This window comes from Actinomadura latina NBRC 106108, assembly GCF_001552195.1.
Classification (GTDB): domain Bacteria; phylum Actinomycetota; class Actinomycetes; order Streptosporangiales; family Streptosporangiaceae; genus Spirillospora; species Spirillospora latina.
The window spans coordinates 25,659-50,599 of sequence record NZ_BCQS01000016.1 but is presented as its reverse complement, the minus strand read 5'-3'; the positions used below and the strand labels follow the sequence as shown (position 1 = coordinate 50,599).

General features: G+C 72.2%; 24 protein-coding genes. 9 read left to right on the top strand and 15 right to left on the bottom strand.

Annotated elements, in window-relative coordinates; all coding sequences use genetic code 11:
* Positions 1 to 160: 160 nt before the first annotated feature.
* Positions 161 to 2,254, bottom strand: a complete 2,094-nt coding sequence (locus tag AL2_RS21515) for a RecQ family ATP-dependent DNA helicase (RefSeq protein WP_067636207.1) — start codon at positions 2,252 to 2,254, stop codon at positions 161 to 163.
* Between the two features lie 193 nt (positions 2,255 to 2,447).
* Between AL2_RS21515 and AL2_RS21510 the strand changes: the two genes are divergently transcribed.
* The 3 genes from AL2_RS21510 to AL2_RS21500 all read left to right on the top strand — a co-directional run bounded on the left by AL2_RS21510 (position 2,448) and on the right by AL2_RS21500 (position 5,368).
* Positions 2,448 to 3,776 carry a threonine/serine exporter family protein gene (locus AL2_RS21510; RefSeq protein ID WP_067636265.1) on the top strand — a complete coding sequence of 443 codons (1,329 nt, stop codon included), beginning with the start codon at positions 2,448 to 2,450 and terminating at the stop codon, positions 3,774 to 3,776.
* A 103-nt stretch (positions 3,777 to 3,879) separates the two neighbouring features.
* Positions 3,880 to 4,206 carry a DUF8820 family protein gene (locus AL2_RS21505; protein WP_067636204.1) on the top strand — a complete coding sequence of 109 codons (327 nt, stop codon included), beginning with the start codon at positions 3,880 to 3,882 and terminating at the stop codon, positions 4,204 to 4,206.
* A gap of 10 nt (positions 4,207 to 4,216) precedes the next feature.
* On the top strand, positions 4,217 to 5,368 hold the full coding sequence (locus tag AL2_RS21500; protein WP_067636202.1) for a DUF6745 domain-containing protein: 1,152 nt from the start codon (positions 4,217 to 4,219) through the stop codon (positions 5,366 to 5,368).
* A 36-nt stretch (positions 5,369 to 5,404) separates the two neighbouring features.
* On the opposite strand, the gene AL2_RS21495 is transcribed toward AL2_RS21500, so the two are convergent.
* From AL2_RS21495 to AL2_RS21455, 9 genes are all read right to left on the bottom strand, one after another.
* Positions 5,405 to 6,295 (bottom strand): STM4011 family radical SAM protein, encoded by an 891-nt coding sequence (locus tag AL2_RS21495; RefSeq protein ID WP_067636200.1) that lies wholly within the window; start codon positions 6,293 to 6,295, stop codon positions 5,405 to 5,407.
* Entirely contained in the window at positions 6,295 to 7,575 is a 1,281-nt protein-coding gene (locus AL2_RS21490; protein ID WP_245666804.1) for an STM4012 family radical SAM protein, read from the bottom strand. Before AL2_RS21490 ends, AL2_RS21495 begins: the two co-directional genes overlap by 1 nt.
* Positions 7,572 to 8,372: an STM4013/SEN3800 family hydrolase gene (locus tag AL2_RS21485; RefSeq protein ID WP_067636198.1), complete on the bottom strand. Its 801-nt coding sequence runs from the start codon at positions 8,370 to 8,372 to the stop codon at positions 7,572 to 7,574. Before AL2_RS21485 ends, AL2_RS21490 begins: the two co-directional genes overlap by 4 nt.
* Positions 8,360 to 9,424 carry an STM4014 family protein gene (locus tag AL2_RS21480; protein ID WP_067636196.1) on the bottom strand — a complete coding sequence of 355 codons (1,065 nt, stop codon included), beginning with the start codon at positions 9,422 to 9,424 and terminating at the stop codon, positions 8,360 to 8,362. The genes AL2_RS21485 and AL2_RS21480 overlap by 13 nt, the downstream gene beginning before the upstream one ends.
* Positions 9,421 to 9,837, bottom strand: coding sequence for a hypothetical protein (locus AL2_RS21475; protein ID WP_067636194.1), 417 nt, complete (start codon positions 9,835 to 9,837; stop codon positions 9,421 to 9,423). The genes AL2_RS21480 and AL2_RS21475 overlap by 4 nt, the downstream gene beginning before the upstream one ends.
* Positions 9,834 to 10,799 (bottom strand): STM4015 family protein, encoded by a 966-nt coding sequence (locus AL2_RS21470; RefSeq protein WP_067636192.1) that lies wholly within the window; start codon positions 10,797 to 10,799, stop codon positions 9,834 to 9,836. The genes AL2_RS21475 and AL2_RS21470 overlap by 4 nt, the downstream gene beginning before the upstream one ends.
* A 95-nt stretch (positions 10,800 to 10,894) precedes the next feature.
* Positions 10,895 to 11,698: a DUF4097 family beta strand repeat-containing protein gene (locus AL2_RS21465; protein WP_067636190.1), complete on the bottom strand. Its 804-nt coding sequence runs from the start codon at positions 11,696 to 11,698 to the stop codon at positions 10,895 to 10,897.
* A complete protein-coding gene (locus AL2_RS21460) occupies positions 11,695 to 12,342 on the bottom strand; it encodes a response regulator (RefSeq protein WP_067636188.1) in 648 nt (215 codons plus the stop codon). The genes AL2_RS21465 and AL2_RS21460 overlap by 4 nt, the downstream gene beginning before the upstream one ends.
* Entirely contained in the window at positions 12,330 to 13,586 is a 1,257-nt protein-coding gene (locus AL2_RS21455) for a sensor histidine kinase (protein ID WP_067636186.1), read from the bottom strand. Before AL2_RS21455 ends, AL2_RS21460 begins: the two co-directional genes overlap by 13 nt.
* Positions 13,587 to 13,766: 180 nt before the next feature.
* On the opposite strand from AL2_RS21455, the gene AL2_RS21450 reads away from it, so the two are divergent.
* The 5 genes from AL2_RS21450 (at position 13,767) to AL2_RS21430 (ending at position 17,199) form a co-directional block, all read left to right on the top strand.
* Positions 13,767 to 14,387, top strand: coding sequence for a hypothetical protein (locus AL2_RS21450; protein WP_157438283.1), 621 nt, complete (start codon positions 13,767 to 13,769; stop codon positions 14,385 to 14,387).
* Positions 14,388 to 14,454: 67 nt separating this feature from the next.
* Complete coding sequence (locus tag AL2_RS21445; RefSeq protein WP_067636182.1) at positions 14,455 to 15,021, top strand: hypothetical protein; 567 nt, start codon at positions 14,455 to 14,457, stop codon at positions 15,019 to 15,021.
* A gap of 39 nt (positions 15,022 to 15,060) precedes the next feature.
* The gene (locus tag AL2_RS21440) at positions 15,061 to 15,642 is read left to right on the top strand and encodes a TetR/AcrR family transcriptional regulator (protein ID WP_067636180.1); all 582 of its coding nucleotides are present in this window, start codon (positions 15,061 to 15,063) and stop codon (positions 15,640 to 15,642) included.
* 79 nt (positions 15,643 to 15,721) lie between these two features.
* Complete coding sequence (locus tag AL2_RS21435) at positions 15,722 to 16,471, top strand: SDR family NAD(P)-dependent oxidoreductase (protein ID WP_067636178.1); 750 nt, start codon at positions 15,722 to 15,724, stop codon at positions 16,469 to 16,471.
* A gap of 38 nt (positions 16,472 to 16,509) precedes the next feature.
* Entirely contained in the window at positions 16,510 to 17,199 is a 690-nt protein-coding gene (locus AL2_RS21430) for a class I SAM-dependent methyltransferase (RefSeq protein ID WP_067636176.1), read from the top strand.
* 61 nt (positions 17,200 to 17,260) lie between these two features.
* Here the strand turns inward: AL2_RS21430 and AL2_RS21425 are convergent, their stop codons facing one another.
* From AL2_RS21425 to AL2_RS21405, 5 genes are all read right to left on the bottom strand, one after another.
* Positions 17,261 to 17,866 (bottom strand): response regulator transcription factor, encoded by a 606-nt coding sequence (locus AL2_RS21425; RefSeq protein WP_067636174.1) that lies wholly within the window; start codon positions 17,864 to 17,866, stop codon positions 17,261 to 17,263.
* Entirely contained in the window at positions 17,863 to 18,993 is a 1,131-nt protein-coding gene (locus tag AL2_RS21420) for a sensor histidine kinase (RefSeq protein ID WP_067636172.1), read from the bottom strand. The genes AL2_RS21425 and AL2_RS21420 overlap by 4 nt, the downstream gene beginning before the upstream one ends.
* A 39-nt stretch (positions 18,994 to 19,032) precedes the next feature.
* On the bottom strand, positions 19,033 to 19,677 hold the full coding sequence (locus AL2_RS21415; RefSeq protein WP_067636170.1) for an ABC transporter ATP-binding protein: 645 nt from the start codon (positions 19,675 to 19,677) through the stop codon (positions 19,033 to 19,035).
* A 91-nt stretch (positions 19,678 to 19,768) separates the two neighbouring features.
* On the bottom strand, positions 19,769 to 21,052 hold the full coding sequence (locus AL2_RS21410; protein ID WP_067636168.1) for an alpha-amylase family glycosyl hydrolase: 1,284 nt from the start codon (positions 21,050 to 21,052) through the stop codon (positions 19,769 to 19,771).
* A gap of 57 nt (positions 21,053 to 21,109) precedes the next feature.
* Positions 21,110 to 22,273, bottom strand: coding sequence for a lactate 2-monooxygenase (locus tag AL2_RS21405; RefSeq protein ID WP_067636166.1), 1,164 nt, complete (start codon positions 22,271 to 22,273; stop codon positions 21,110 to 21,112).
* 148 nt (positions 22,274 to 22,421) lie between these two features.
* Between AL2_RS21405 and AL2_RS21400 the strand changes: the two genes are divergently transcribed.
* Positions 22,422 to 24,926: a DNA gyrase/topoisomerase IV subunit A gene (locus tag AL2_RS21400; RefSeq protein WP_067636260.1), complete on the top strand. Its 2,505-nt coding sequence runs from the start codon at positions 22,422 to 22,424 to the stop codon at positions 24,924 to 24,926.
* Positions 24,927 to 24,941 lie beyond the last annotated feature (15 nt).

Sequence of the window (24,941 nt, the reverse complement as noted above, 5' to 3'; positions counted from 1 at the left end):
CAGAAGCGACTGGCCGCCCCAGCGGGAACCCGACACTGGCCACGCGGAAAGCCGGGCAGGAGCGACGATCGGCCCTGGCGGGGACTCGGCGCCCGGCAACACGACAGAGCCGGGCGGGGCGGCAGTTGGCGCGGGCGAGATCCGCGGTGGAGCGGCCGGGTCAGTTGGGGATGGCCAGGGTCAGAGGAAGGATCTTGTCGGCGCCCGCTTCCTTGAGGAGGCGGGTGGCCACCGTCATGGTCCAGCCGGTTTCGATGCGGTCGTCCACCAGGAGCAGGGGCCCGGGATTGCCGGGGAGGGCGGCGGCCAGGTCATCGGGGACGATCAGGGTGTGCCAGACGGAGCGGAGGCGCTGGGCGCTGTTGTGGCGGCGTGGAACGGGGTCGCCGACGGGGGCCAGTTCGCCCAGGTAGGTCAGCCGGCCGATCCGCGCGATGCTCTGGCCGAAGGTCGTGACCAGGCGGGGGCGGGACCGGGAGCCGATCGTGACGACGCCGGTGGGGCGGGCGGGCCAGTCCCAGGCGGCGAGGACCTTGACGACCGCGTCCACCAGGTCGGCGGGGACGTCGGTGTCGGGGCCCGCGAACAGGTCGCGGAGGCGGTTGCCCCAGCCGATGTCGGTGAGGCGCCCCAGGGCGCGGCCTGTCTCCGCCTGGAGGTCGGGTTTGATGCGGCCGGAGACGCCCAGGTCGTCCTTGACGCCGGTGGGCCACATGCGGCGGGGTGCGATGTCCACGCCGGGGCGGTGCAGGCGGTCGCGGGCCTGGGCGGTGCTCTCCTGGGAGACGTCGGCGGGCCAGTGGCGGCCCGTGCAGTTGTCGCAGCGGCCACAGGGCGCGGCGTCCGGGTCGTCCAGCTGGCGGCGCAGGTACTCCTCCCGGCAGTCCCGCGTTGATATGTAGTCGAGCATCGCCTGCTGCTCGCGGCGGCGTTCGGCGGTGACGCGCTCGTAGCGTTCGCGGTCGTAGGTCCAGGGCCGTCCGGTGGACGTCCAGCCGCCCTTGACGCGGCGGGCCGCGCCGTCGACGTCGAGGACCTTGAGCATCATTTCGAGGCGGGAGCGGGTGAGGTCGACCATCGGTTCGAGGGCGCCGGTGGAGAGTGGGCGGCCGGCCGTTTCGAGGACGTCCAGGGTGGTGCGGACCGTCTGCTCCGGGGGGAATGCCAGGCTGGCGAAGTAGGCCCAGATGTCGCGGTCTTCGCGGCCCGGCAGCAGGATGACCTCGGCGCGGTCGACGCCGCGTCCGGCACGGCCGATCTGCTGGTAGTAGGCGACCGGCGACTGCGGGGCGCCGACGTGGACGATGAAGCCGAGGTCGGGTTTGTCGAAGCCCATGCCGAGTGCGCTGGTGGCGATGAGGGCCTTGAGCTTGTTGTCCTGGAGGTCCTGCTCGGCCTGGAGGCGTTCGGCCTGCTCGGTCTGGCCGGAGTAGGCGGCGACCTCGTGGCCCCGGTCGCGCAGATGGCCGGTGATCTCGTGGGCGGCGGCGACGGTGAGCGTGTAGATGATGCCGGAGCCCGGCAGGTCGGCGAGGTGCTCCTCCAGCCAGGCGATGCGCTGCTCGGCGGTGGGGAGCGCGACGACGGCGAGGTGCAGCGACTCGCGTTCCAGCGGGCCGCGCAGGACGAGGGCGTCGTCGCCGGCGAGCTGCTCGGCGACGTCCTGGGTGACGCGGGCGTTGGCGGTCGCCGTGGTGGCGAGCACGGGGATGCCGGGCGGGAGTTCGGCGAGGAGGGTGCGCAGCCGCCGGTAGTCGGGCCGGAAGTCGTGGCCCCAGTCGGAGATGCAGTGCGCCTCGTCGACGACGACCAGCCCGGCGCCGGCGGCGAGCTTGGGCAGGACGAGGTCGCGGAAGTCGGGGTTGTTGAGCCGTTCCGGGCTGACCAGCAGGACGTCCACCGAGCCCTGCTCGACCTCGGCGAAGATCTGGTCCCAGTCTTCGGTGTTGGACGAGTTGATGGTGCGGGCGTGGATGCCGGCCCGGTCGGCGGCCGCGATCTGGTTGCGCATCAGCGCCAGCAGCGGCGAGACGATCACGGTGGGGCCGGCGCCGCGCTCGCGGAGCAGCCGGGTCGCCACGAAGTAGACGGCGGACTTGCCCCAGCCGGTGCGCTGCACGACCAGCGCCCGGCGCCGCTCGACGACGAGCGCGCTGATCGCCGTCCACTGGTCGTCGCGGAGCCGCGCGTGGTCGCCGGCGAGGGCGCGCAGGCACCGCTCGGCATCGTCCCGGAGCTGGTCTGGAGTGCTCATGCGTCCTTGGTACCAGCGCCGGCGAAGGCACCGCACCAGAACCGCGTTCTGTGGAAAAGGCGGAGGGAGCCGCGGAGTTGGACCGCGGAGGCCGCGGGTAGCCTGCCAGTCAAGATCGGCGACAAGGCGGGGAAGGGGCACGAGCGGGGGAATGCGCGCGGCCGAACGCTTGCGGCGGACATGGCAGGTCCTGATGGACGGGTCTCCCCCGGAACCGCCCGAAGAGGAACCCAGCGAGATCGTCGACCCGCGGGCGGTCGACCTCGTGCTCCGCGTGGGCGAACTGCTGCTGGCCAGTGGCGAGACCACCGAGCGCGTCAACGAGGCGATGCTCAGCCTGGCGGTGGCCTACGAGCTTCCCCGCTGCGAGGTACAGGTCACCCTGACGAGCCTCCTGGTTTCGGCCCACCCCGGCAAGGGCGCGGCGCCCATGACGGGGACGCGGGCCATCAGGCGCCGTACCCCGGCCTACTGGCGGCTCACCGCGCTGCACCAGCTCGTCCAGGACGCGACCATCGGCATGCTGGAGCTGGACGAGGCCCACAAGCAGCTCAGGGGGATCAAGGCAGGCCGGGCCCCGTATCCGGCCTGGCTCATGGTCGTGTCGCTGGGGCTCATCGCCGCGTCGGGCAGTGTCCTGTCCGGCGGCGGTCCGCTCGTGGCGGCCACCGCGTTCATCGCCACGCTGCTCGGCGACCGCACCGCCGCCGCGCTGGCGCGGCGCGGCATCGCGGAGTTCTTCCAGCTGACGGTCGCCGCCGCGATCGGCGCCGCCGCCGCGGCCCTGGTGGTGGCCATGGGCAACCCCGGGCACGCGTCCACGGTCGTCACCGGGGCGATCCTGGCGCTGCTGCCGGGACGTCCGCTCGTCGCCAGCATCCAGGACGGCATCACCGGCGACCTGGTGAGCGCCGGGGCCCGGGTGCTGGAGGTCTTCTTCATGATCGCGGCGATCGTCGCGGGGCTCGGCGCGGTCGTCTACGTCGCGGTCAGCATGGGCGTGGCGATCGACGTCAAGCACCTGCCCACGCCGGCGGCGGAGCTGAGACCGGTCGCGGTCGTCGCCGCGGCCGCCATCTCCGTCACGTTCGCGATCTCCCTCGCCGCGCCCAGGGACGTCCTGGCGGCGGCCGCGCTGGGCGGAGCACTGATCTGGGTGCTGTACGTCCTCGTGCGCGGGTGGAACGTTCCGCCCGTGCTGGCGGCTGCGGTCGCGGCCACTTTCGTCGGGGTGGGAGCGAACTGGCTGGCCCGCAGGCACCGGCAACCCGTGATGCCGTACGTGGTCCCGGCCATCGGCCCGCTCCTGCCCGGCACGGCCCTCTACCGAGGCATGGTCGAGCTCAACACCGGCTCACCGAACACGGGCGTGCTGAGTCTCATCGGGGCGATATCCGTGGCGTTCGCGCTGGCCGCCGGGGTGAACCTCGGCGGCGAGTTCGTGCGCGCGTTCCAGCACGTCGGCCTCGGCGCGTCCGGGCGGTGGGCCCGCCCGGCGGCCCGCCGCACCCGCGGCTTCTGACGTCGGCGTTCTCTCGGGCCCGCGTTCTGTCGGGCCCGCGTTCTGTCGGGCCCGCGTTCTGTCGGGCCCGCGTTCTGTCGGTGGCGGACGCTACGTTCGCCGCATGTACCGACAGGGAGACATCCTGATCCTGCCCGTGCCCGAGGAGGCGGTCCCGAAGGCCGTCCGCGACCTGCCGCCCGCCCCGCGCGACGGCCGCGGCCGCATGGTGCTGGCGCTCGGCGAGGCCACCGGGCACGCGCACGCGCTGTCGGCGCCCGGCTCGCTGCTGCGCGTCCCCGATCCGCTCGCCCCGGACCATCTGCACCTGCCGTCCGGCGGGCGGCTGGTCCACGAGGAGCACGCGGCGATCACGCTGCCCAAGGGGTGGTACCGGGTGGTCCGCCAGCGCGAGTACGTGCCCGGCGCGGTCCGCGTCGTGGCCGACTGAAGGGGCCGGGATGCTCACCGGAACGGTACGCGAGACCCACTACGTGGTCGGCGACTGGCAGTCGGCGGCGTTCGGCACCGGCCCCGCCGACCGCGGCCGGGCCGAGGCGGGCGTGGCCGCGGCTTACGCCGCCGCCGGTCTGCACGCCCCCGAACGGTACCTGTGGGTGCCCTCCCCCGCGCGTGGGGCCGCCGTGGCGGCCGTGCTGGCGGGTCACGGCGAGGCCCTGCGGGCGGCGGGGCTGGACGACCTGCTCAAGCAAGCCCATGCCGACCTGGGTGAGGGCGCCGCGGGCGGGAGCGTCCTCGCGGACGTGCGGACCCGTCCCTGGGAGGCGGAACGTGCGGCGGCCTGCTCCGAACAGGGGCCGGAGCAGTGGCCGCGCACGTGGGCCGACACCGGGGGCCTGCTCTGGAACCAGGTCCAGTCGCTGGTCACCCGGGTCCGTAACGCCATCGGGGAACAGGCCCATGCCCGTGCGCTCCCGGCCGGGAACCCGCTCCCGGCTCCGGAGCGGGAGCGAGCCGCGTCCCTGCTGCGGGCCGCCGCACTCGACGCCGTCCTGGGCCAGCACGACGCGCCGTGGCTGGCGCTGTTCGAGTCGCTCGGACGGCTGGACGGCCCGCTCGCAGGCCTCGCCGAGGTCGCCCGCTCGGCCGGCTGGTGGTGGCCCTACGAGCGGCTGGTGATCCTTTCGGAACGTCCGAGCGAGCTGCACCGCGACGAGCCCGGACGGCTGCACCGCGGCGACGGTCCCGCCCTCGCCTATCCGGACGGGTTCGCGCTGCACGCCTGGCGCGGCATGCCGATCCCGCCCGATTTCGTCTCCTCGCTGACCGGCCTGACAGCGGACCGCATCTCGTCCGAGGAGAACGCCGAACTGCGCCGGGTCATGCTGGAGATCTTCGGATACGACCGCTACCTGGCCGAGACGGGCGCGCGTCCTCTGCACCGGGACGAGACGGGCGTCCTGTGGTCGATCGACCTGCCCGGCGACGAACCCGTGGTCATGGTCGAGGTGGTCAATTCCACGCCCGAACCGGACGGGGCGTACCGCACCTACTATCTGCGCGTCCCACCCGGCACCCGCACAGCGCGCGCGGGCGTCGCCTGGACGTTCGGTGTGGACGAGGCCGACTACCAACCCGAGAAGCAGACCTGAGAAGCCCGCGGGCGTCCCTTGGCCGCACTTCCCCGGTCACCAAGGGACGTCCGCCCTCACGGTGCCGCGGCCTGCGCCCAGGGCGGAGAGGGTCGGGATTCGTTCCAGGACGCCGCCGGCGAAGGTGTCGTAAAGGGCCAAGGGCTCCAGGTGGACGTAGCCGATGTGGCAGTCGCACGTGTCGAGGGGACAGGGACGCGGGGCCAGGGCGTCGCGGAACGTGCCGTCGTAGAGGTTGCCCAGGACGGACGGGACGAAGTGGCAGCGGCGGACCGTGCCGTCGCCGTCCACGGAGACGACCGTCTCGCCGGTTCGGCAGGGAAGGCCGCGGCTGGCGTGGGGGCGGCGGCTGAGCGGGAAGAGCGGGTCGATCTCGGTCCAGGAGGCGGCCTCCGCGTCGTCGTAGACGCGTCCCTCGGCGGCGTTGACCCACAGGTACGTGCCGGTGGGCAGGTCGGCGCGGAGGCGGCGGGCGGCGTCGAGGTGATCGGGCTGCCCGACGATCCCGACGCTGAAGCGGACGCCGCGGGCGGCCAGGTCGCGGCATTTGCCCACGAAGCGATCGTAGGGGACCTGGTCGGGGTGGTAGGTCGCCCACAGTGCGAGCCGGGTCAGGTCGGCGCCGGCCGTCCAGGAGACGCGGTGGCTGAGGTTCGTCTGGATCGCTGCCCGTTCGACGTGCGGGAGGTGGCTCAGTGTGGTGAGGGCCTGCCTGTACCAGGAGCGCACCAGGCCCTCGCCCCATGGTGTGAAGAGTACGGAGATCGGGTGCTCGCAGGCGGCGGCCCATGCCGTGAAGCGTTCGAGGGCGGCGCGGTCGGCGCGGAGTTGGGCCGTCGTGTCGCGGCGCTTGGCGAAGGGGCAGTACGAGCAGTCGTAGTCGCAGCTCGCCAGGGGGCCCCGGTAGAGGATCGTGAGGTGATCCATCAGCGCGCCTCGTAGGAGTCCATGAGGGACTGGACGTGGGACGAAAAGAGTGCGGGGCCGATGGCGTCGGAGTAGGCGAGCCCTTCGGGCGTGAGCCTCAGGGTGGCGCCGGACGTCTCCAGCCAGCCCCGGTCGCCCAATGGCTTGAGGTCGGCGGTGAAGTCGTCCAGTGGGTCGATGCCGAAGCGCGCGCGGTACGTGTCCCGGTCGAGACCGGTCGCTTGGAGAAGTGACTGGAGGAGGTACCGGCGGCGTTGTTCGTCGTTGTCCAGGGCGAAGCCCACTCGGGCGGTCGTGAAGTCGGTTTCGCTCACGTAGGAATCGATGATGGAGCGCACGTGGCGCGGACCGACCGCGTACTCGAACGAGTAGTGCAGGCGGGAGGTATAGGAACGGGCTCCGCAGCCCAGGCCGACCATGCCGTCGGTCTGGCAGCAGTACTCCGTCCCATGGGCGGCGCCGTCGGGGAGGCGGAACATCCGCATCGACACCTGCTCGTAGCCTTCGGCCAGAAGGTGGTCACGGCCGATGCCATAGAGGGTGAGTCTCTGGTCGTCCCAGTCTTGGGCGCGCCTCCCGAGACCGGTCAGCGGCCGGACGTAGAGGGGGTACAGGTAGATCTCCTCTGGACGCCACGCAAGGGCGGCGTCCAGGGAGTGCGTCCATGTCGCGGACGTCTGGCCGTCGATGCCGTAGATGAGGTCGATGTTGAGGGTCGGGAAGCCCACAGCCCGGATGCGGTCCAGCGCGGCCTCCACCTCAGCGCGTCTCTGGGGTCGGACGGCCGCACGAGCCTCTTCGTCCAGGAAGCTCTGCACGCCGATGGAGATGCGGGTGGTTCCGCGGTCGGCGAGGACGGTCAGCCGGTCGGTGGTGGCGGTCGCCGGGGACGTCTCGACGCCGAGCGGAACCGAGCCGAAGCCCGGGAATCGTCCGGCGATGTCGCAGAGGCGTTCCAGTTCGGGTGCGGTGAGGTAGGTCGGGGTGCCGCCGCCGAAGGCCGCCGTGGCGAGGACGGGAGCGTCCAGGGCGTCCAGGGCGGCGGCCGCCTGCCGGTCGAGCGCGTCCAGGTAGGCGCCGGTCAGTTCTTCGGGCGCGCCGGTGCGGGTGAAGAGGTTGCAGAAACCGCACCGCATCTCGCAGAAGGGGATGTGGAGGTAGAGGAAGAGCGAATCGAGCGGTTCCCCCGCCCACACGTCCCGCAGCAGGGGCGGAGGGGCCAAGGGCCGGTAGGCGGTTTTGTGCGGGTACGCGTACACGTACCCCTGGTATGGCTTCACGTTAGAACGAACTCCCCGTACGGAACGGTCCAGACGACGTCGTGGCCGATGCGGTGCCCTGTGTGGCCGTCCTCGCCGTAGGCCGTCCCGTGGTCGGAGCAGACGATGACGAAGCACGGGCGGCGCATCAGCGCGAACAGCCGGCCGATGTGGGCGTCGACATGGCGGAGGGCGGCGGCGTGGCCGGCACGCGTGTCCCCGCCCGCCTTCGCGGCATCGGGCAGGTAGAACCAGTTGGGCTGGTGCAAGGACGCGACGTTCAACAGCAGGAACAGGCGCCGGTCGGCAGGCAGCCGTTCCATGATCTCAGCGACGCGGCCGATCTGGTTGGGCAGCGCCTCCGGGTCGGTCACGCCGAACCCGCGTTCCCAGTGGCTCTCGGCGAACAGCGACGGCAGCGCCGACCCGAGCGGCGTCAGCTTGTTGAAGAACCCCACGCCGCCCACGCAGACGGTGTGGTACCCGGCGGCTGCGAGCCCGGACGGCAGGTCGGCGGCGTCGAACGTCCATGTACGGGACGAGGTCGTCTCGCTTCCGGGGAACGCACCCGCGAACAGGCGCGGGTGCGGCCCAGGGGACGCGGGCGTCGGCATGAATCCGGCCAGCATGGCGGCGTGCGCGGCATAGGTGAAGCTGCCCGGTGCGTGGCGGCGCTCCCAGCGGCCACCTGGGAGCAGTCCGCTCAAAGTGGGTGTCTCACCGGACGCGGCCAGTTCGGCGGCCACGTCATAGCGCAGCGTGTCGAGGGTCACCAGCAGCACGTCGTGGCTGCCGATGATTTGGTTCATGTCGTGCATTCGAGCAATCCAACCTGTGCGGCATAGGTGTCGAGCCCTTCGGCGGGGCTGCCCGGCAGACCGGTCAGTCCAGGAAGCAGGTCACCGAACGCGTTCACCTCGCACACCGCGAACCGTTGCAGGCCGGCCCCCACCAGCAGGTCGACGCCGACCATCGGACTGCCAGGGAAACAGGCGGCGGCCCGCGCACACACGTCGAGCGCACGTTGCCAGCGTTCATCGCCAAGCGCGCGCTGCACGGCCCCCAGGTCTCCTCTGGTCCCGCCCAGATGCAGGTTGGTCATCGGTGTCCGGCTCGTCCGGACGACGGCGTGCGTGGGTTCGCCGCCGATGACGACGACCCGCAGGTCGAACACGCGGCCGCCGAGCGTCGCCTTGGGCAGCCACCGTTCCACGTGCAGGCCGTCCGGGGCGAGCAGGCCGATCAGCGCCGCGACCTCGTCCCCGGTCTCGTAGGAGCGCACGCGCAGCGAGTTGACCAGCCGGCCCTCCGCCATGAAGGCCGAGGTCACGGCGCGGACCCGGCCCGGCGCGGTCTGCAGCGCGACGACCCCGGAGGCGGACGAGCCGTGCGCCGGCTTGACGAACACCCGCCGCTCCCCCGCCTCGTCCATCCGGGACCGGAGCGTCGCATAGCCGTCGATGTCCGGCAAAGCGGCCGGGACCGGGACGCCGGCGGCGAGCAGGCGCGCGTGCGCCAGCCGCTTGTCGAACATGACCGCGATCTCCTCGACGTCGCCGAGAACGCGGGCCCCCGCCGCCGACGCCGCCTCGGACAGCCGCCGCAGCGCCGCCGTGAACGTCCGGTGCCAGCGCGCGCCGCCGCCCACCCGGGCCGGTTCGCCGGGACCGCGCAGCAGCGCGTCGGCCTCGCGGTCCTCACCGGGCGAGTCGATGCGCAGCACGTCGCCCGCCGCGAGACCGAGCGGGGCGCCGCGCAGCACGTCCGCCCAGGCGAGGAGCCGCGGCTCGGGCAGCCCGGCGGCCCGGCACGCCGCCGCGAAGAGGGCCGGACGCCGGTCGCCGGGCGTCCCCACGACGACGAGGCTCATTCGGCGACCGCGATGTAGGAGCCGCTCAGGTCCAGCTCGTACCGCCGCCACTGTTTCAGCCACTCGGGGTTGATCCAGGAGAGGTGCAGGTCCCAGTCGCGGATGTCGCCGAGGAACAGCGCCCGCAGGTTCGGGAAGCGGCCGGCCGCGTCCAGCAGCCGTTCCACCGGGTCGAACTCCTCGCAGTCGAACCCCCAGTAGCCGATGACGAGGTGGGTGACCTGCGTCGTGTCGACCGTCCGGAGGAAGAGGTCGAAGTTCTCCGGGACCTCCGCTCCCCACGCCCCGTTGTCGTGAACGTGGTGATAGATGCCCCACGCCACACCGCCCGGGTCGGGCAGCGGGCCCTCCGGTTCCCCGTCGAAGGTGCGGACGGGGAGGCCGGCGAACGTCGAGAGGCGTTCCTGGATCATTCCGAGACCGCGATGTAGTGCCAGTCGCCGTCCGGTTTCTCCTGCTCGTCCAGGTCGACCTCGACGCCGGGCAGCGCCGCCTTCACCCGCTCCACCATCGCGTCGGACAGGAAGTGGTGGTGCAGGTCCAGCCTGCGCAGGTGGGTGAGCGGCTGCCCGGCGAGCAGCGCCTCGGCGCCCTGGTCGGTGAGGATGCCCATCGCCAGGCTCAGCGACTCCAGCCGCGCGACGATGGGCGCGCCCGCGACGGCCGCCGCGATCTCGTCCTGGATCTCGCTGTCCTCCAGGCCGAGGTGGCGCAGCGCGGGCAGCCGCTCGCCGCCGAGGAAGGGCGCGAGGTCGGCGACCGTCGTGTCGCCGCCGTAGTTCTCCTCGCCGAGCCACAGGTCGAGGTGCTCCAGGTTCGGCAGCTCGCTCGCCCCCACGGACCGGACGATCCGCCCCGGCAGCCCGCCCGACTCGAACCGCAGCACCCGGAGCCTCTCGCTCTTGATCGGATCGAGGGCGAGGTCCTGCGCCCCCCGCACCTCGAACCGCTCCAGGTCCGGGAACGCGGTGAACAGCGGCGTGATGTCGGAGTGCTCGATCCAGGAGATCTCCGACTCCTCGCCGGTGATGTCGCCGAGGAACAGCGCCCTGAGCTTGGGGAAGGACGCGGCGGCCGCGGTGAGCAGCGCCACCGGGTCGGCGGCGCCGTCGTCGTAGGACGCGCCCCAGTAGCCGATGATCAGCGCCGTGACCTCGGCGGTGTCGACCGTCCGCAGGAACCGCGCGAAGACGTCGCCGAAGTCCTCCTCGTCGAAGGACGTCCCGACGAACCAGGCGGCTTCGGCGGCCGGCGGGAAGTCCTCGCCGGTGACCGGGTCGCCGGCCGCGCCGTCCTCCGCGTCCGGCCGGGTGTCCTCGTTGAACGTGGCCACCGGCAGGCCGGCATATTCCTCAAGGTGCTGATAAACGCCCATGGATCCCCTTTGCGAGTTCGTCCGGACATGTCCTATCAGGACGGGCGGACAAACCGCGGTGGTTTCCCACCGGAGGACGCCCGCGGCGGTTCAGCTCAGCGCGCGTCGTCCCGGTAGTCGACGTAGGCGGCGCCGGAGCCGCTGTGGACGGAGATCGACCGCGGCGAGCGAGGGTCGACGACGGCCTGGTTGAGATGGGTCGAACCGGATCCCGCCCAGGCCCGGACGTCGTAGCGCGACCCCGGCGGCACGATGATCTTCGCGGCGCCCGACCCGGCCGACGCCTCCACGGCGTCCGGCGGCTCGGCGTAGCGGAGGTCGAGGGAGCCGGACGACACCCGCGCCCGCGTCGTCGGCGACGTCAGGCCCGTCGCGGTGATCGCGCCGGACCGGGCCAGCAGCCGCAGCCGCCCGCTCGCGCCGGCGACCCCGATCCCGCCCGACCCGGTCCGCAGATCGAGGTCGCCGGCCAGCCCCCGGACGTTGATCTCCCCGGATCCGGACACCGCCGACACGCGCGTCCCCGCCGGCACCCGGACGTCGATGTCTGCGCCGCAGCCGCCGCCGGGCACGTCCGTCCCCGTGCAGCGGAACGCGACGAACAGGATGCCGCCGACCAGCGACTCGGTGACGTCGGGCTTGCTCAGCCCCCACCGGAGGTTCTTGTAGACGCGCGCCTCGCCGTCCTCGCCGGGGCCGACCGAGACGTCGGCTCCGGCCACGTCGAGCCGCAGTTCCCTGATGGCGTGGTGGTAGGGCGTGACGGACGTCGCGGTCTGCCGGACGGCCCGTCCGAGCGCCGTCAGCAGGGCGGGCGTCACCACGGCCAGCGCGGTCACGACCGCCATCGCGATCCAGACGCCGCGCCGCCGGGGCCTGCCCGGAGCCGCGACCGTCATGTCTCGCCGTCCAGGAACCGGAGCACCGCGAGGACGCGGCGGTGGTCGCCTTCGGCGTGCGGCAGGTCGAGCTTGGCGAAGATGTTGTTGATGTGCTTGGCGACCGCGCTCTCGCTCACCACCAGCGCCGCGGCGATCCCCGCGTTGGAGCGGCCTTCCGCCATCAGCGACAGGACCTCCCGCTCACGCGGGGTGAGCCGGTCGAGCGGGTCGCTGTGGCGGCGCAGCAGCAGCTGCGAGACGACCTCGGGGTCGAGGGCGGTGCCGCCGGAAGCTACGCGGCGCAGCGCGTCCAGGAAGACCGAGACGTCCGCGACGCGGTCCTTGAGCAGGTAGCCGATGCCGCCGGTGCCCGCCGAGAGGAGGTCGGCGGCGTACCGCTCCTCCACGTACTGCGACAGCAGCAGGACGGCGACGCCCGGCGACTCCCGCCGCATGACCAGCGCCGCGCGGACGCCCTCGTCGGTGAACCCGGGCGGCATCCGGACGTCCACGATCGCCGCGTCGGGACGGTGCTCGCGGACGGCGGCGAGCAGCCCCTCCGCCTCGCCGACGGCGGCCGCGACCTCGAACCCGGCGGTCTCCAGCAGCCTGACCAGCCCGGCCCGCAGCAGGACGGAGTCCTCGGCGATCACAACGCGCACGGCAGCTCCACGGTGACGGTCGTCGGGCCCCCGGCGGGGCTGGTGATCCGGAACGTACCGTCCACGGACCGGACGCGGCGTGCCAGCCCGGTCAGGCCCGTCCCGCCGGCCGGGTCGGCGCCGCCCACGCCGTCGTCGCGGACGGTCACCCGCAGCACGTCGCCGCGGCGTACGACGGCGATGTCGACCTCGTCCGCGCGCGCGTGCCGGACGACGTTGGTCAGCGCCTCGGACACCACGAAGTACGCGACGGCCTCGACGGTGGACGAGGCACGCGCTTCCACCTCGACCTTGAGCCGGACGGGCAGCGGCACCCGGGCGGCGACGCCGGACAGCGCGGCGTCCAGGCCCCGGTCCTCCAGCACGGCCGGGTGCAGGCCGCGGATCAGCGTGCGCAGCTCGGCCAGCGCCTCCTTGGCCTCCTCGTGCGCCTCGACGATGACCTGCATGGCGTGGTCGGGGACGCCGGCGAGGGTCTCGCGGGCCAGTCCGAGGTTCAGCGCGAGCGAGACGAGCCGCTGCTGCGCCCCGTCGTGCAGGTCCCGCTCGATGCGGCGGCGCTCGATGTCGGCGGCGTCCACCACGCCGGCGCGCTTCTCGGCCAGGTCCTCGACGCGCCGCCGCAGTTCCTCCGCGCGGTCGGGGCCGAGGAGCGCGGCGGCGGCGCGGGCGTCCAGCCCGCGCACGCCGGCCGCTGCCCACGGCGCCGCCACGAGGAGCAGGAGGCCGATCGCGGTGAACGCGCCGACGCGTGCGGGATGGCCGGCCGGAGCGCCGGCCGGCAGCGCCCACGCGTACAGGCCGGAGGCGGCGAGGAAGAGCCCCGCCGCCCACGTCATGATCACGGTGAGCCCGCCGATCGCGATGAGAGGCCCGACGACCAGGTGGTACCGCAGCACCCGCCACAGGTCCGGTGAGCGGAGGTTGCGGAGCGGGTCCCAGGGACGGCCGTCGTCGAGGTCCGGCATGCGCGGGATGTCGAGGCCGAGCATGGCCCAGCACCGCTCCCGCTGCCAGGACGTCAGCGGGCGCAGCGCGAGCAGCAGCACGACGATCGACGCGCCGGCCAGGACGAGGATCGGCGTGACGCTCACCGGCGTCCAAAACGTCCAGCCCGAGCCCAGGATCAGCCATCCGGCGCACTGCGGCGGCACCCCCGAGGCGACGAACACGGTGTCCCGCCATGCCGCCGCCGACCACGGCGCGTGCACGCGGGCACGGCGGACCGCGGCGCTGGATGCCATGAAGCAACCGTATTGCCGTGCTTCGCCCGCCACCATGAACCTGGCCGGAGGCCCGGGGGTGAACCTAATGCCACCCCAAGTCGGATACGGACGCTACTGACCGTGATGGGTGCCGCGGCGAGGCTTGATCATGCATCCGGAGAGCGGATGCGCATCGATCATCATCCGCAGGAGCCCCCCATGGTCACCACCGTCGTCCGCCTCCACGGAGGAGTCCCGTCCCGCCCGCTCTCCGCCCGGCCGGCCCCCTTGCGGGGGCGTCCTGACAGCGGGCACGTTGCGCGTCCGCCCGCGGTTCACCGGCGCCGTTCCGGGGAGCGGACGGCGGACAGGCGGCGGGTCGGATGGGGACTGATCGCGGGCTCGGCCGCGCTGGTGCCGTGGATGTGGGTGCTCGCCACCACGATGCCGTCCACCACGACGGTGTCGAACTGGTCGGCGGCTTGGGTCGGGCTCGACGCGGTGGAGGCCGCCGCCCTCCTGGGGACGGGCGTGCTGCTCCTCCGCCGCGACCCCAGGTACGGGCTGGGCGCCGCCGTCGCAAGCACCCTCCTGGTGGTGGATGCGTGGTTCGACGTGATGACCGCCACGTCCGGGCCCGCCCGGACGTCGGCGATCATGCTCGCGGCGGTGCTGGAACTGCCGCTGGCGGCCCTGTGCGCGGCCCTGGCGGCGCGGTCGTTCACGCAGCGTGGAGCCGTGATCGACGTTCCGGTGAACGATGATCGGCAAAGCATGGAAGGGAGATGGAAGGGAGTACGTCAGATGGGTGAAACCAGACGAGCCGGACCTCTAGAGTGAGTGCCACGTGAGGGCCCTCTCGCGGGAGGGCCCTTTGTCCTGCCTGCACAATCCAGAGGTCCCGCACATGAACGACCACGAGGTGCACGAGGAGTGCCTGAGGCTCCTCACGGACGGCCTGCCCGTTCCCGCTCCCGCCGCCTTCGAGAACGGACGGGACTTCCTTCCGCTCGGCCTCGACATGGACGGCGACGTCGCCGTTGTAACGTTCCTGCACCAGTGGGCCGACGCGTCGGCGTTCATCGAGGGCTGGACGTTCCACCGCCGCGACGGCGAGTGGCGGGAGCTGGGCGGCGCCGGCGGATCGGCGCCCGCCGACCCGCTGATGCGCCGGTCGTCCGGTGAGATGGGTCGCCACCTGCTGAAATACGGGTCGGGCCGGACCGTCCGCAACTCCAACCGGCTGCTGCCCTGGGGCGCCAAGTGGGTGCACGAGGCGCGGCTGCGGGCCTCGGCGGAGGTGGCGCGGGTCAGGGTCGGCAACCGGATCCTGGACGTCCCCGCGCACGGGCACGTCGTCGTGGTGTGGGGCGCCCGCCGGGGGCCGGTCGTGGAGGCCCTCGCCGCCGACGGGTCCGTACTGGACGCCATGGACCTCGACCGCCCGGCCGTTCCCGCGCGCCCGCAGAGCTGATATTTGACCGTTCGTTCTTGAACGGGTTACCGTCCTGCCATGGCACGGACGAAGGAGTTCGACCCCGACGCCGCGCTCCGGCGCGCCCTCGACCTGTTCTGGGAGCGCGGCTACGAGGCGACCTCCATGGCCGATCTCGTGGAGCGTCTCGGCATCGCCCGCGCCAGCATCTACGGGACGTTCGGCGGCAAGCACGAGTTGTATCTGAAGGCCCTCGAACGCTATCTCCAGGACACCGACCCGAAGATCGCGGAGGCGCTGTCGCAGCCGGGGCCCGTCCTGCCCGCGGTGCGCGCGCTGATCGAGCGCTATGCGGAGGAAGCGGCCCAAGACCGGCCCCGGCGCGGATGCCTGGTGGTCAACACCGCGGTCGAGCTGGCCGCCCGCGACGCCGAGGCCGCCCGGCTGGTCGAGGCCAGCTGGGCCTTCCTGGAGGCATCTCTGACGTCGGCGCTGACACGCGCACGGGCACAGGGCGAGCTGCCGCCCGGCAGGGATCCGCGCTCATTGGCCCGCCTGCTGCTCGTCCTGTTCCAGGGCATGCGCGTCCTGGGCCGGGCCCCCGCCGACGAGGGCCGCCTCCGGGACGCGGCGCGCGAGGCACTGGGCCTGCTCGGCTGACCCTTCCCCTGGCCGGCGCGGCCGGGGTCCTTTTCACCCCAATTCGAGACTGATCGATCTAGAATCAAGGAGCCCGACCATGACCTTCAGCGGCAAGATCGTCCTCATCACGGGCGGCGCGGGCGGCATCGGCCGCGCCATCGGGCACGCGTTCGCCCGCGAGGGCGCCACCGTGGTCCTCGCCGGACGGGACGTCACCGCGCTCGCCGAGGCCGTCAAGGAGATCGGCCCCGGCACGGCCGATCACGTGGTCGCGGACGTGACCGACACCGCGTCCGCCGCCCGGCTGGTCGAAACGGTGGCCGCCCGCCACGGCGGCCTGCACGTCGCGGTCAACAGCGCGGGAATCCTCGGCGCGGCCGGCCCGGTCGCCGACATCGACGAGGGCGCCTGGGACGACGTCCTCGCGGTGAACCTGACCGGGGTGTTCCTGTCGATGAAGCACGAGATCGCCCACATGCGCGCCCACGGCGGCGGGACGATCGTCAACGTCTCGTCCAACATCGGAGCGCATGGACGGCGACCCGGCATGGCCGCGTATGCGGCGTCCAAGGCCGGTGTCAGCAACCTCACCCGGACGGCTGCGCTCGACCACATCGCCGACGGCGTCCGCATCAACGCCGTCAGCCCCGGGGCAAGCGACACCCCGATGTCGCTCCTCCCCGGCGAGAACGAAACCGACCGCGCCACCCGGATGCGCACGGCGGTCCCAGCCGGCCGTGTAGCAGCGACCGCTGAAGTCGCCTCAACGGTCCTGTGGCTCGCTTCTGACGCTTCGACCCACGTGGTGGGCCATGACCTCGTCATCGACGGCGGCGCCACCGCCTGACAACGCTTTCGCGGCAGCTCACCGGGCATGCCTTATGCATGGCCCTCAAACCCGACTCCGACTCCGACCCCGAGCGCTTCCGTCTCGCGAGCAGGGTCACCAGGAAATACCTGATCGGGGCGCGGAGCCTGCACGACCACATCGCCTCGAAGCTGCTGAAGGCCGGCGCGTCCCTCGTCCTGGACATCGGCTGCGGGGAGGGCGCCCTCAGCGCCGCCCTCCCCCATCCGCCGCCGCTCCGGTTGGTGGGCCTGGACGCGTCCGGCGCCCTCCTGCGCGCCCATCCGGGCGCCCGCGTGCGGGCCGACGCACTGCGCCTGCCCTTCCGCGACGGGACGTTCGACGCGGCCGTGGCCGTGAACGTGCTCTACCACCTGGACGATCCGGGGCGCGCGCTGCGCGAGGCCCGCCGCGTCCTCGCCCCCGGCGGGCTGCTGCTCGCCTCCGCGGTCCGCCGGGACGACAGCCCCGAGCTGGCGCCCGTCTGGCGTCCCGAGCCGAGCCCGTTCGACGCCGAGGACGCCCCCGACCGCGTCTGCGAGGTCTTCGGCGAGGTCGAGGTGGAACGCTGGGACGCCCCGCTGATCACGCTCCCCGACCGCGCCGCCGTCCGCGACTACCTGATCGCCCGCCGCGTACCCCGCCCCCAGGCCACCGAAGCCGCCACCAGGCTCCGCACCCCTCTCCCGGTGACGAAACGAGGCAGCCTCGTCGTAGCCCGCCGCTAGCCGACCCGTCCGGACCCGAGCCGTCGACGACCTCGACGTCGCGGTCGCGTCCGCAAAAAGACTAGAGCCAGCCGAGGTCGCGGGCCGCCTGGGCGGCGGCGTGGCGGTTGTCGGCGCCGAGTTTGGTGACGGCGGCGGAGAGGTAGTTGCGGACGGTGCCCTCCGAGAGGCCGAGGCCGCGGGCGATGCGGGAGACGGGGGCGCCGTCGGCGGCGGCGCGGAGGGTGTCGAGTTCACGGGGGGTGAGGGGGCATTCCTCGGCGGCGAGGGCGTCGGCGGCGAGTTGCGGGTCGATGTAGCGGGCGCCGGCGGCGACCTGCCGGATGACCTCGGCGAGCTGCCGGCCGGGCGCGTCCTTGCCGAGGAAGCCCCGGACGCCGGCGGCCATGGCGCGGCGCAGGTTGCCGGGCCGCCCGTGCGCGGTCACGATCACCAGGCGGCAGCCGGGCAGGTCGCGGGAGAGGCGCTCGGCGGCGGCGAGCCCGTCCAGGCCGGGCATGTCGATGTCGAGGACGGCGACGTCGGGTTTGAGGGCGAGGGCGCGGTCGACGGCCTCGTCTCCGCGTCCCACGTCGGCGGCGACCTCGATGCCGTCCTCGGTCTCCAGCAGGAGGACGAGCGCCTCCCTGATCAGGAGGTGGTCGTCGGCCAGCAGCACGCGGATCATGGCTCTCCCTCGGTCGTGGCCGGGACGGCGGCCGTCACCCGGAACGTCCCGTCGCCGGCCGGGCCCGCGGTGAACTCGCCGCCGGCGGCCGTGATCCGCTCGGTGAGGCCGGCCAGGCCGCTGCCCGCGTCGCCGGCGCGGCGGCCGGCGCCGTCGTTGACGATCTCCAGCCGGACGCGGTCGCGGCCGGCGTCGACGGTGATCTCGCACCAGGTGGCGCTGGAGTGCCGCAGGACGTTGGTGGCGGCCTCGCGGGCGACCCAGCCGAGCGGCTCGTGGACGTGCGCGGGCAGCGACGGGGACACCTCGGGCCGCTCGCACCGGATCCCGGCGGCGCGCAGCACGGCGGACATGCCGTCCAGCTCGGTGCGCAGGGAGGTGGCCCGGTAGCCGCGGACGACCTCGCGCACGTCCCGGACGGCGTCCCGCGCCATCGTCTGGATCTCGGTCAGCTCCTTGCGGACGCGCCCGTCGTCGCGTTCCAGGAACCGTTCGGCGACCTCGGCGCGCAGCGCGACCGCCTGCAGGCTGTGGCCGAGGACGTCGTGCAGGTCGCGGGCGAAGCGAAGCCGCTCCTCCCCCACCGCCGAGCGGGCGAGTTCGGCTCGCACCTCGCGGAGTTCCTGGACGACGTGGAACAGCCAGACGGTGACGTATCCGGAGAAGGCGCCGAGCGGCACCCCGGTGATCTCGTACAGGACGGTCAGGGTGGGCAGCCCGAGGATCATGCCGTAGACGGGGGTCAGCACGGTCGCCGCCGCCGTCACCGGGATCGCCTCGCGGACCGGGAGCACGACGGCGATGAGCCCGGCCGGGACGAGCAGCGCGTTCCCCCAGCCCTGCCCGGTGCCGAGCAGCGGCGGCATCGCCCAGCAGATCAGCGCGATCGCGGCGAGCCCGAGCCGGTGGGCGGGCGCGGTGCGGCGCATCAGGTTCTGCCACAGGAGCCGGGCGTAGAGGACGAACGCGGCGGCGACGCCGCTGAGGGCGAGGAGCAGGTGGCCGGCCTCCCGCCGCTCGGTGATCTCGTACCAGAGCGCCGGCAGCAGGAACCCGGCCAGCGTCAGCACCGTCATCCCCACGATGATCGCGGCGATGACGGTGGGACGCGGGATGCTGGGCTGCACGCGCCCAGCGTATGCGGCCGTCACTGGACGCGCCGCCGGTCAGGCCGCGCGGAGCCGGACGGCGTCCCGGCCGGTGACCAGGCGGCCTTCGTCCAGGATCCCGACCCGGTCGGCGCGGCACGCCTCGTCGGGGTCGCGGGTCGTGACGACGATGCCGACCCCGTGCGCGGCCAGCATGAGCAGGACGGACCACACCTCGCGTGCGCCGGTGGCGTCGAGCCCTGCGGTGGGCTCGTCCAGGAAGAGGACGTCGGAACGTCCGATGAGGGCGAGCGCGAGGTCGAGCATGCGCCGCTGGCCGGGGGTCAGCTTCTCGAACGGGACGTCGGCGACGTGGGTGAGGCGGGCCATGCGCAGGGCCTCGTCGCGGGTGATCGGGTCGAGCGTCCAGCGCCGCCATGTGTCGATGACCTCGGTGACGGTCAGCCCTGGGAACAGGCCACCGTCACGCCAGACGGCCCCAGCGCGCGCGGAGTCGCGGTCGGTGTAGGGGTCGGCGCCCCTGAACCGGACGGTTCCGCTTGTGGGGCGGCGTAGGCCGGCGAGCATTTCCAGGAGTGTCGTCTTGCCGGAGCCGTACCGGCCCAGCAGCGCGTAGATCTCCCCTTCGGCCACGGTGAAGGAGACGTTCCGGACGGCCTCGTTCAGGTCCAGGTCGCGTACCTCGATCACAGGTGCCTTCATGACATCCATGCTGGCCGCCCGCGGCGCGGACGTGCAGTCACAGGCGTCAGGAAGCGACTGTGAGGAATGCGTGGATGACCCATGACGGATGTCATGGTTCGGCGATCGCCCATCCTGCCGGGGGGACGGCGGCGGTGTCGGTGGTGAAGCTCGCTTCACCGGCTACACACGTCCAGTCGGCGGCGGGCAGGCCGGCCGTGGCGGGCTCGTCGTCCAGGTTGAGGACGACCGCGAGCCGATCCGCGCCGTGCCCCACTGTGTAGGAGAGAGCCGTGTTGGTCAAGGTGGCGACCGTTGTCCGGGCGCGGACCAGCCATGGATGGCGTCGCCTTAGGCCGAGCAGTTCTTGATGCAGACGGTGGTAAGGGGCTGCGTAGCCAGGGGTCTCGTCGGGACGTTCGGGGAAGGCCGGCCGTATCGCGTCGTCCCCGCCCATGCGTTCTTCCTTGATGCCTTCGAAACCGAACTCGTCGCCTGCGTAGATGGACGGGACGCCCCCGATGGTCAGCAGGACCACGAGCGCATGGTCGCGGTGTTCCTTCTGGTTCAGGCGGCTGGCGAGGCGGGTCACGTCGTGGTTGCCGAGGAAGGTCTGCGGGACGAACGTGTCGAGCATCCCGTTGTGCCGTTCTAGGGCGTGGGCCAGTTCGAAGAAGTTGCGGTCGTTGAGCGAGCTCCAGATGGCCTTCCAGAGCTCGTACTGGGTGACGGAATCGAATCCGGTGTGCTCGACGAGGCGCGTGTAGTCGCCGTGGATGACCTCGCCGACGAACCAGGCGTCGGGGAAGCGCGCGCGGACGCGGTCTGTGACCGTCCGCCAGAAGGGTGGCGGGACGGCGTACGCGGCGTCGAGACGCCAGCCGTCTATGCCGCGCTCCAGCCAGTGGGTCATGACGTCGGTGACGTAGTCGGCGACCTTGGGTTCGTCGTGGTTCAGCGTGACGAGGCGGTCATGGCCTTCGAACGTGCGCAGGTCTGCGTGGAACCAGTTCCGGTACGGGGATTCGTCGCCTCTAGCGGCGACATCCCTGAATGGTTCGAAGCCGTGTCCGACGTGGTTGAAGACTCCGTCCAGCAGAATTCTGACGCCCTTCTGGGACGCATCGTCGATGAGCCGTTGCAGGTCGTCCTCGCCGCCGAGCCTTGGGTCGATGCGGTAGTGGTCGACGGTGTCGTAGCCGTGGGTCTCGGACGCGAACACGGGGCCGAGGGCCAGCCCGTTGCAGCCGAGCTCCACAAGGTGGTCGAGCCAGCCTGCGAACCTTCCGGCGAGCCGGGGCACGGAGGGCGCGCCCGCGGGGAGGGCCTCGCGTTCGGCGCCGACGAAACCGAGCGGGTAGGCGTGCCACCAGATGGCGTGATCGGGCCAGCGCATGCCGGTGTCCCTACCCGGAAAACCATGACGTACCGGCGGCCGCCGCGATGGCGGCCGTTACCCGCGCACAAGGATGTCCGGGGTCAGTCCTTCCAGAGTCCTGATCCCGGAGAGAGCCATGGTCAGCTCCAACTCAGCCTGGAGGCAACGCAAGACGTGCTGGACTCCCGCCTGACCGGCGAGCGCCAGCCCATAGGCGTACGGACGCGCGACCAGGACGGCCTTGGCGCCGAGTGCGAGCGCCTTGGCGACGTCCGATCCCGTCCGGATTCCGCTGTCGAACAGCACGGTCGCCTGGTCATGGACGGCCTCGACGACGCCGGGCAAGGCGTCCAGTGAGGCGATGGCCCCGTCCACCTGGCGTCCGCCATGGTTGGACACGATGACCGCGTCCATGCCGGCGTCCACGGCCTGGCGGGCGTCATCTGGATGCTGGATGCCCTTGAGCGCGATGGGGCCGTCCCAGTGGTCCCGCAGGAAGATGAGGTCGTCCCAAGTCAGGCTGGGGTTTCCGAAGTTGGCGACCCAGTGCAGGATCGCGGTGTCCTTGTTGGCGTCCGTGATGGGCCCGCCCACAGCCTTCTGGAAGACCGGGTCACTGAAGTAGTTGGCGACACCGATCCCGCGCAGGAACGGAAGGTACGCCTGGTTGAGGTCGCGCGGACGCCACGCCATTGTGAACGTGTCGAGCGTGACCACCAGAGCCGTGTAACCGGCCGCCTTGGCCCGCTCCAGGAAGCTGACGGCAAGCTCCCTGTCCTTGGGCCAGTACAGCTGGTACCAGCGGGGCCCGTCCCCGCTCGCCTCGGCCACGTCCTCCATGGAGAACGACGAGGCCGTGCTCAGCACGATCGGCACCCCGTCGGCCGCGGCCGCCCGCGCGACGGCCAGTTCGCCCTCCGGATGGAAGATGGACTGGACGCCGATGGGGGCGAGCAAGACCGGGGAGGGCATCGAGGTGCCCAGCACGTCCACCGACAGGTCCCGGTCGGCGACGTCCCGCAGCATGCGCGGCACGATCCGCCACCGGTCGAAGGCCTCCCGATTGGCGCGCGCGGTCGCCTCGCTGCCCGCCGATCCCGCCACGTACCCGAACGCCCGCGCCGAAAGCGAGCGCTCCGCGAGGCCCTCCAGCTTGGTCAGGTCCGTGGGCAGCGAGGGGACGATGTCGCCGAGGCCCTGCAGATAGATCGAGTTCTGGAAGTCGGCCAGACCGCTCAAGGGAACCTCCACCTGGGGATATCGAAAGCGTTCGCCCTCAATCTGCCAGGTCCGCCAAGGTGACGGAACGGCACCAATCCCCCGAGTTGGGCGGCGCACTCGGTGGGGCGGGCGAAAGATGTCCCCGGGACCGGCCACAATGTGGGGCATGGCACGACGCGGATCCCAAGCCCCTCCACCTCCGCCGGACTTCGAAGAGAACATCGTCGACGTCGATGTCTCCGACGAGATGCGCGGCAGTTTCCTTGAGTACGCCTACTCGGTGATCTACCAGCGGGCGCTTCCGGACGCGCGCGACGGCATGAAGCCCGTCCAGCGCCGGATCCTGTACTCGATGAACGAGATGGGGCTCCGCCCCGACCGCGGGCACGTCAAATGCGCCCGCGTCGTCGGCGAGGTCATGGGCAAGCTGCACCCGCACGGCGACAGCGCCATCTACGACGCGATGGTGCGGATGGCGCAGCCGTGGGCGATGCGGATGCCGCTCGTGGACGGCCACGGCAACTTCGGTTCGCTCGGCGGCGACGACATGCCCGCCGCCATGCGGTACACCGAGGCCCGGATGTCGCGCGAAGCGATGCTGATGGTCGAGTCGATCGACGAGGACACGGTCGACTTCCGCCCGAACTACGACGGGCAGGAGCAGGAGCCCGAGGTCCTGCCGGCGGCGTTCCCGAACCTGCTCGTCAACGGCGCGTCCGGCATCGCGGTCGGCATGGCCACGAACATGGCGCCGCACAACCTCGGCGAGGTCATCTCCGCCGCCCGGTACCTGATCGACAACCCCGAGGCCACCCTCGACGACCTGATGCGCTTCGTCCCCGGCCCGGACCTGCCCACCGGCGGCAAGATCGTCGGCCTGGACGGCATCCGGGACGCCTACGAGCGCGGCCGGGGAACGTTCCGCACCCGCGCCACGGTCTCGATCGAGAACGTCACGCCCCGCCGCAAGGGCATCGTCGTCAGCGAACTGCCGTACGCCGTCGGGCCGGAGCGCGTCAAGGCCAAGATCAAGGAACTGGTCAACAACAAGAAGATCCAGGGCATCTCGGACCTGAAGGACCTCACCGACCGCATGGTCGGCCTCCGCCTGGTCATCGAGATCAAGAACGGCTTCAACCCGGAGGCCGTCCTGGCCGACCTCTACCGGCTGACGCCGATGGAGGAGACGTTCGGCATCAACAACGTCGCCCTGGTCGACGGCCAGCCCCGCACCCTGGGCCTGCGCGACATGCTGCAGGTCTACGTCGACCACCGCATCGAGGTCGTCCGCCGGCGCTCGATGTTCCGCCGCAAGAAGCGCGAAGACCGCCTCCACCTGGTGGACGGTCTGCTCGTGGCGCTGCTGAACATCGACGAGGTCATCCAGGTCATCCGGCAGAGCGACGACGCCGCCCAGGCCAAGCAGCGCCTCATGCAGATCTTCGAACTGTCGGAGATCCAGGCGCAGTACATCCTGGACACCCCGCTCCGGCGCCTCACCCGGTACGACCGCCTCGAACTGGAGAAGGAGAAGGAGCAGCTCGCCAAGGAGATCGCCCGCCTGACCGCGATCCTGGAGTCGGAGAAGAAGCTCCGCGGCGTGGTCTCCAAGGAGCTGGCCGACGTCACCAAGGAGTTCAACACCCCCCGGCGGACGATCCTCCTCGAATCCTCGGGCCAGACGGCGGCCACGGCCGTCCCCCTTGAGGTGGCGGACGACCCGTGCACGGTGCTGCTCTCGTCCACCGGGCTCATGGCCCGCACCCATGACGCGTCGCCCCTGCCCGACAGCGGCCCGCGTGCCCAGCACGACGTCCTGACCTCGGTGGTCCCCGCGACAGCCCGGGGCCAGGTGGGTGCGGTGACGTCCCACGGCCGGATGATCCGCATAGACGTCCTGGACCTGCCGACGCTGCCCCCCTCAGCGACACCCCCGTCCCTGGCGGGCGGAGCCCCGGTGGCCGAGTACGTCGACCTGGAACCGGACGAAACAGTCGTGGGCATAGCCGCCGTGGGCATAGCCGCCGTGGGCGAAGAAGGCGGCGGCCTGGCCCTGGGGACGGCGCACGGCGTGGTCAAGCGCGTGGTCCCCGACTTCCCGGCCAACCGCGACGAATTCGAGGTCATCGGCCTCAAGGAGGGCGACCGGGTCATTGGCGCCGTCCAGTTGCTGTCCGAGGACCAGCACCTCGTCTTCATCACGACCGACGCCCAACTCCTGCACTTCGCCGCGTCCCTCGTCCGTCCGCAGGGCCGGGCCGCAGGCGGCATGGCGGGAATCAAGCTCGGTGCGGGCGCGAGCGTCATGTGGTTCGGCGCCCTGGACCCGGCCCGCGAGGCCCGCGTGATCACGGTCTCGGGCTCGTCCTCGGCACTCCCCGGCACCCAGACGGGCGCGATCAAGCTGGCCGACTTCGCCGACTTCCCGCCCAAGGGCCGCGCGACGGGCGGCGTCCGGGCCCACCGCTTCCTCAAGGGCGAGGACGTCCTGCTCCAGGCATGGGCCGCCCCGACGCCGCTCCGCGCGGCGGCCGCCAACGGCAAGCCGGCGATGTTGAACGTCACCATGGGCCGCCGAGACGGCTCCGGCGACCCCCTGGACAGCCCCATCGTCTCCATCAGCGGTCCCATAGGCCCCGCCCCAGAAGAAAACGGAACAACCGAAGAATGACGCGAAGAGGCCCCG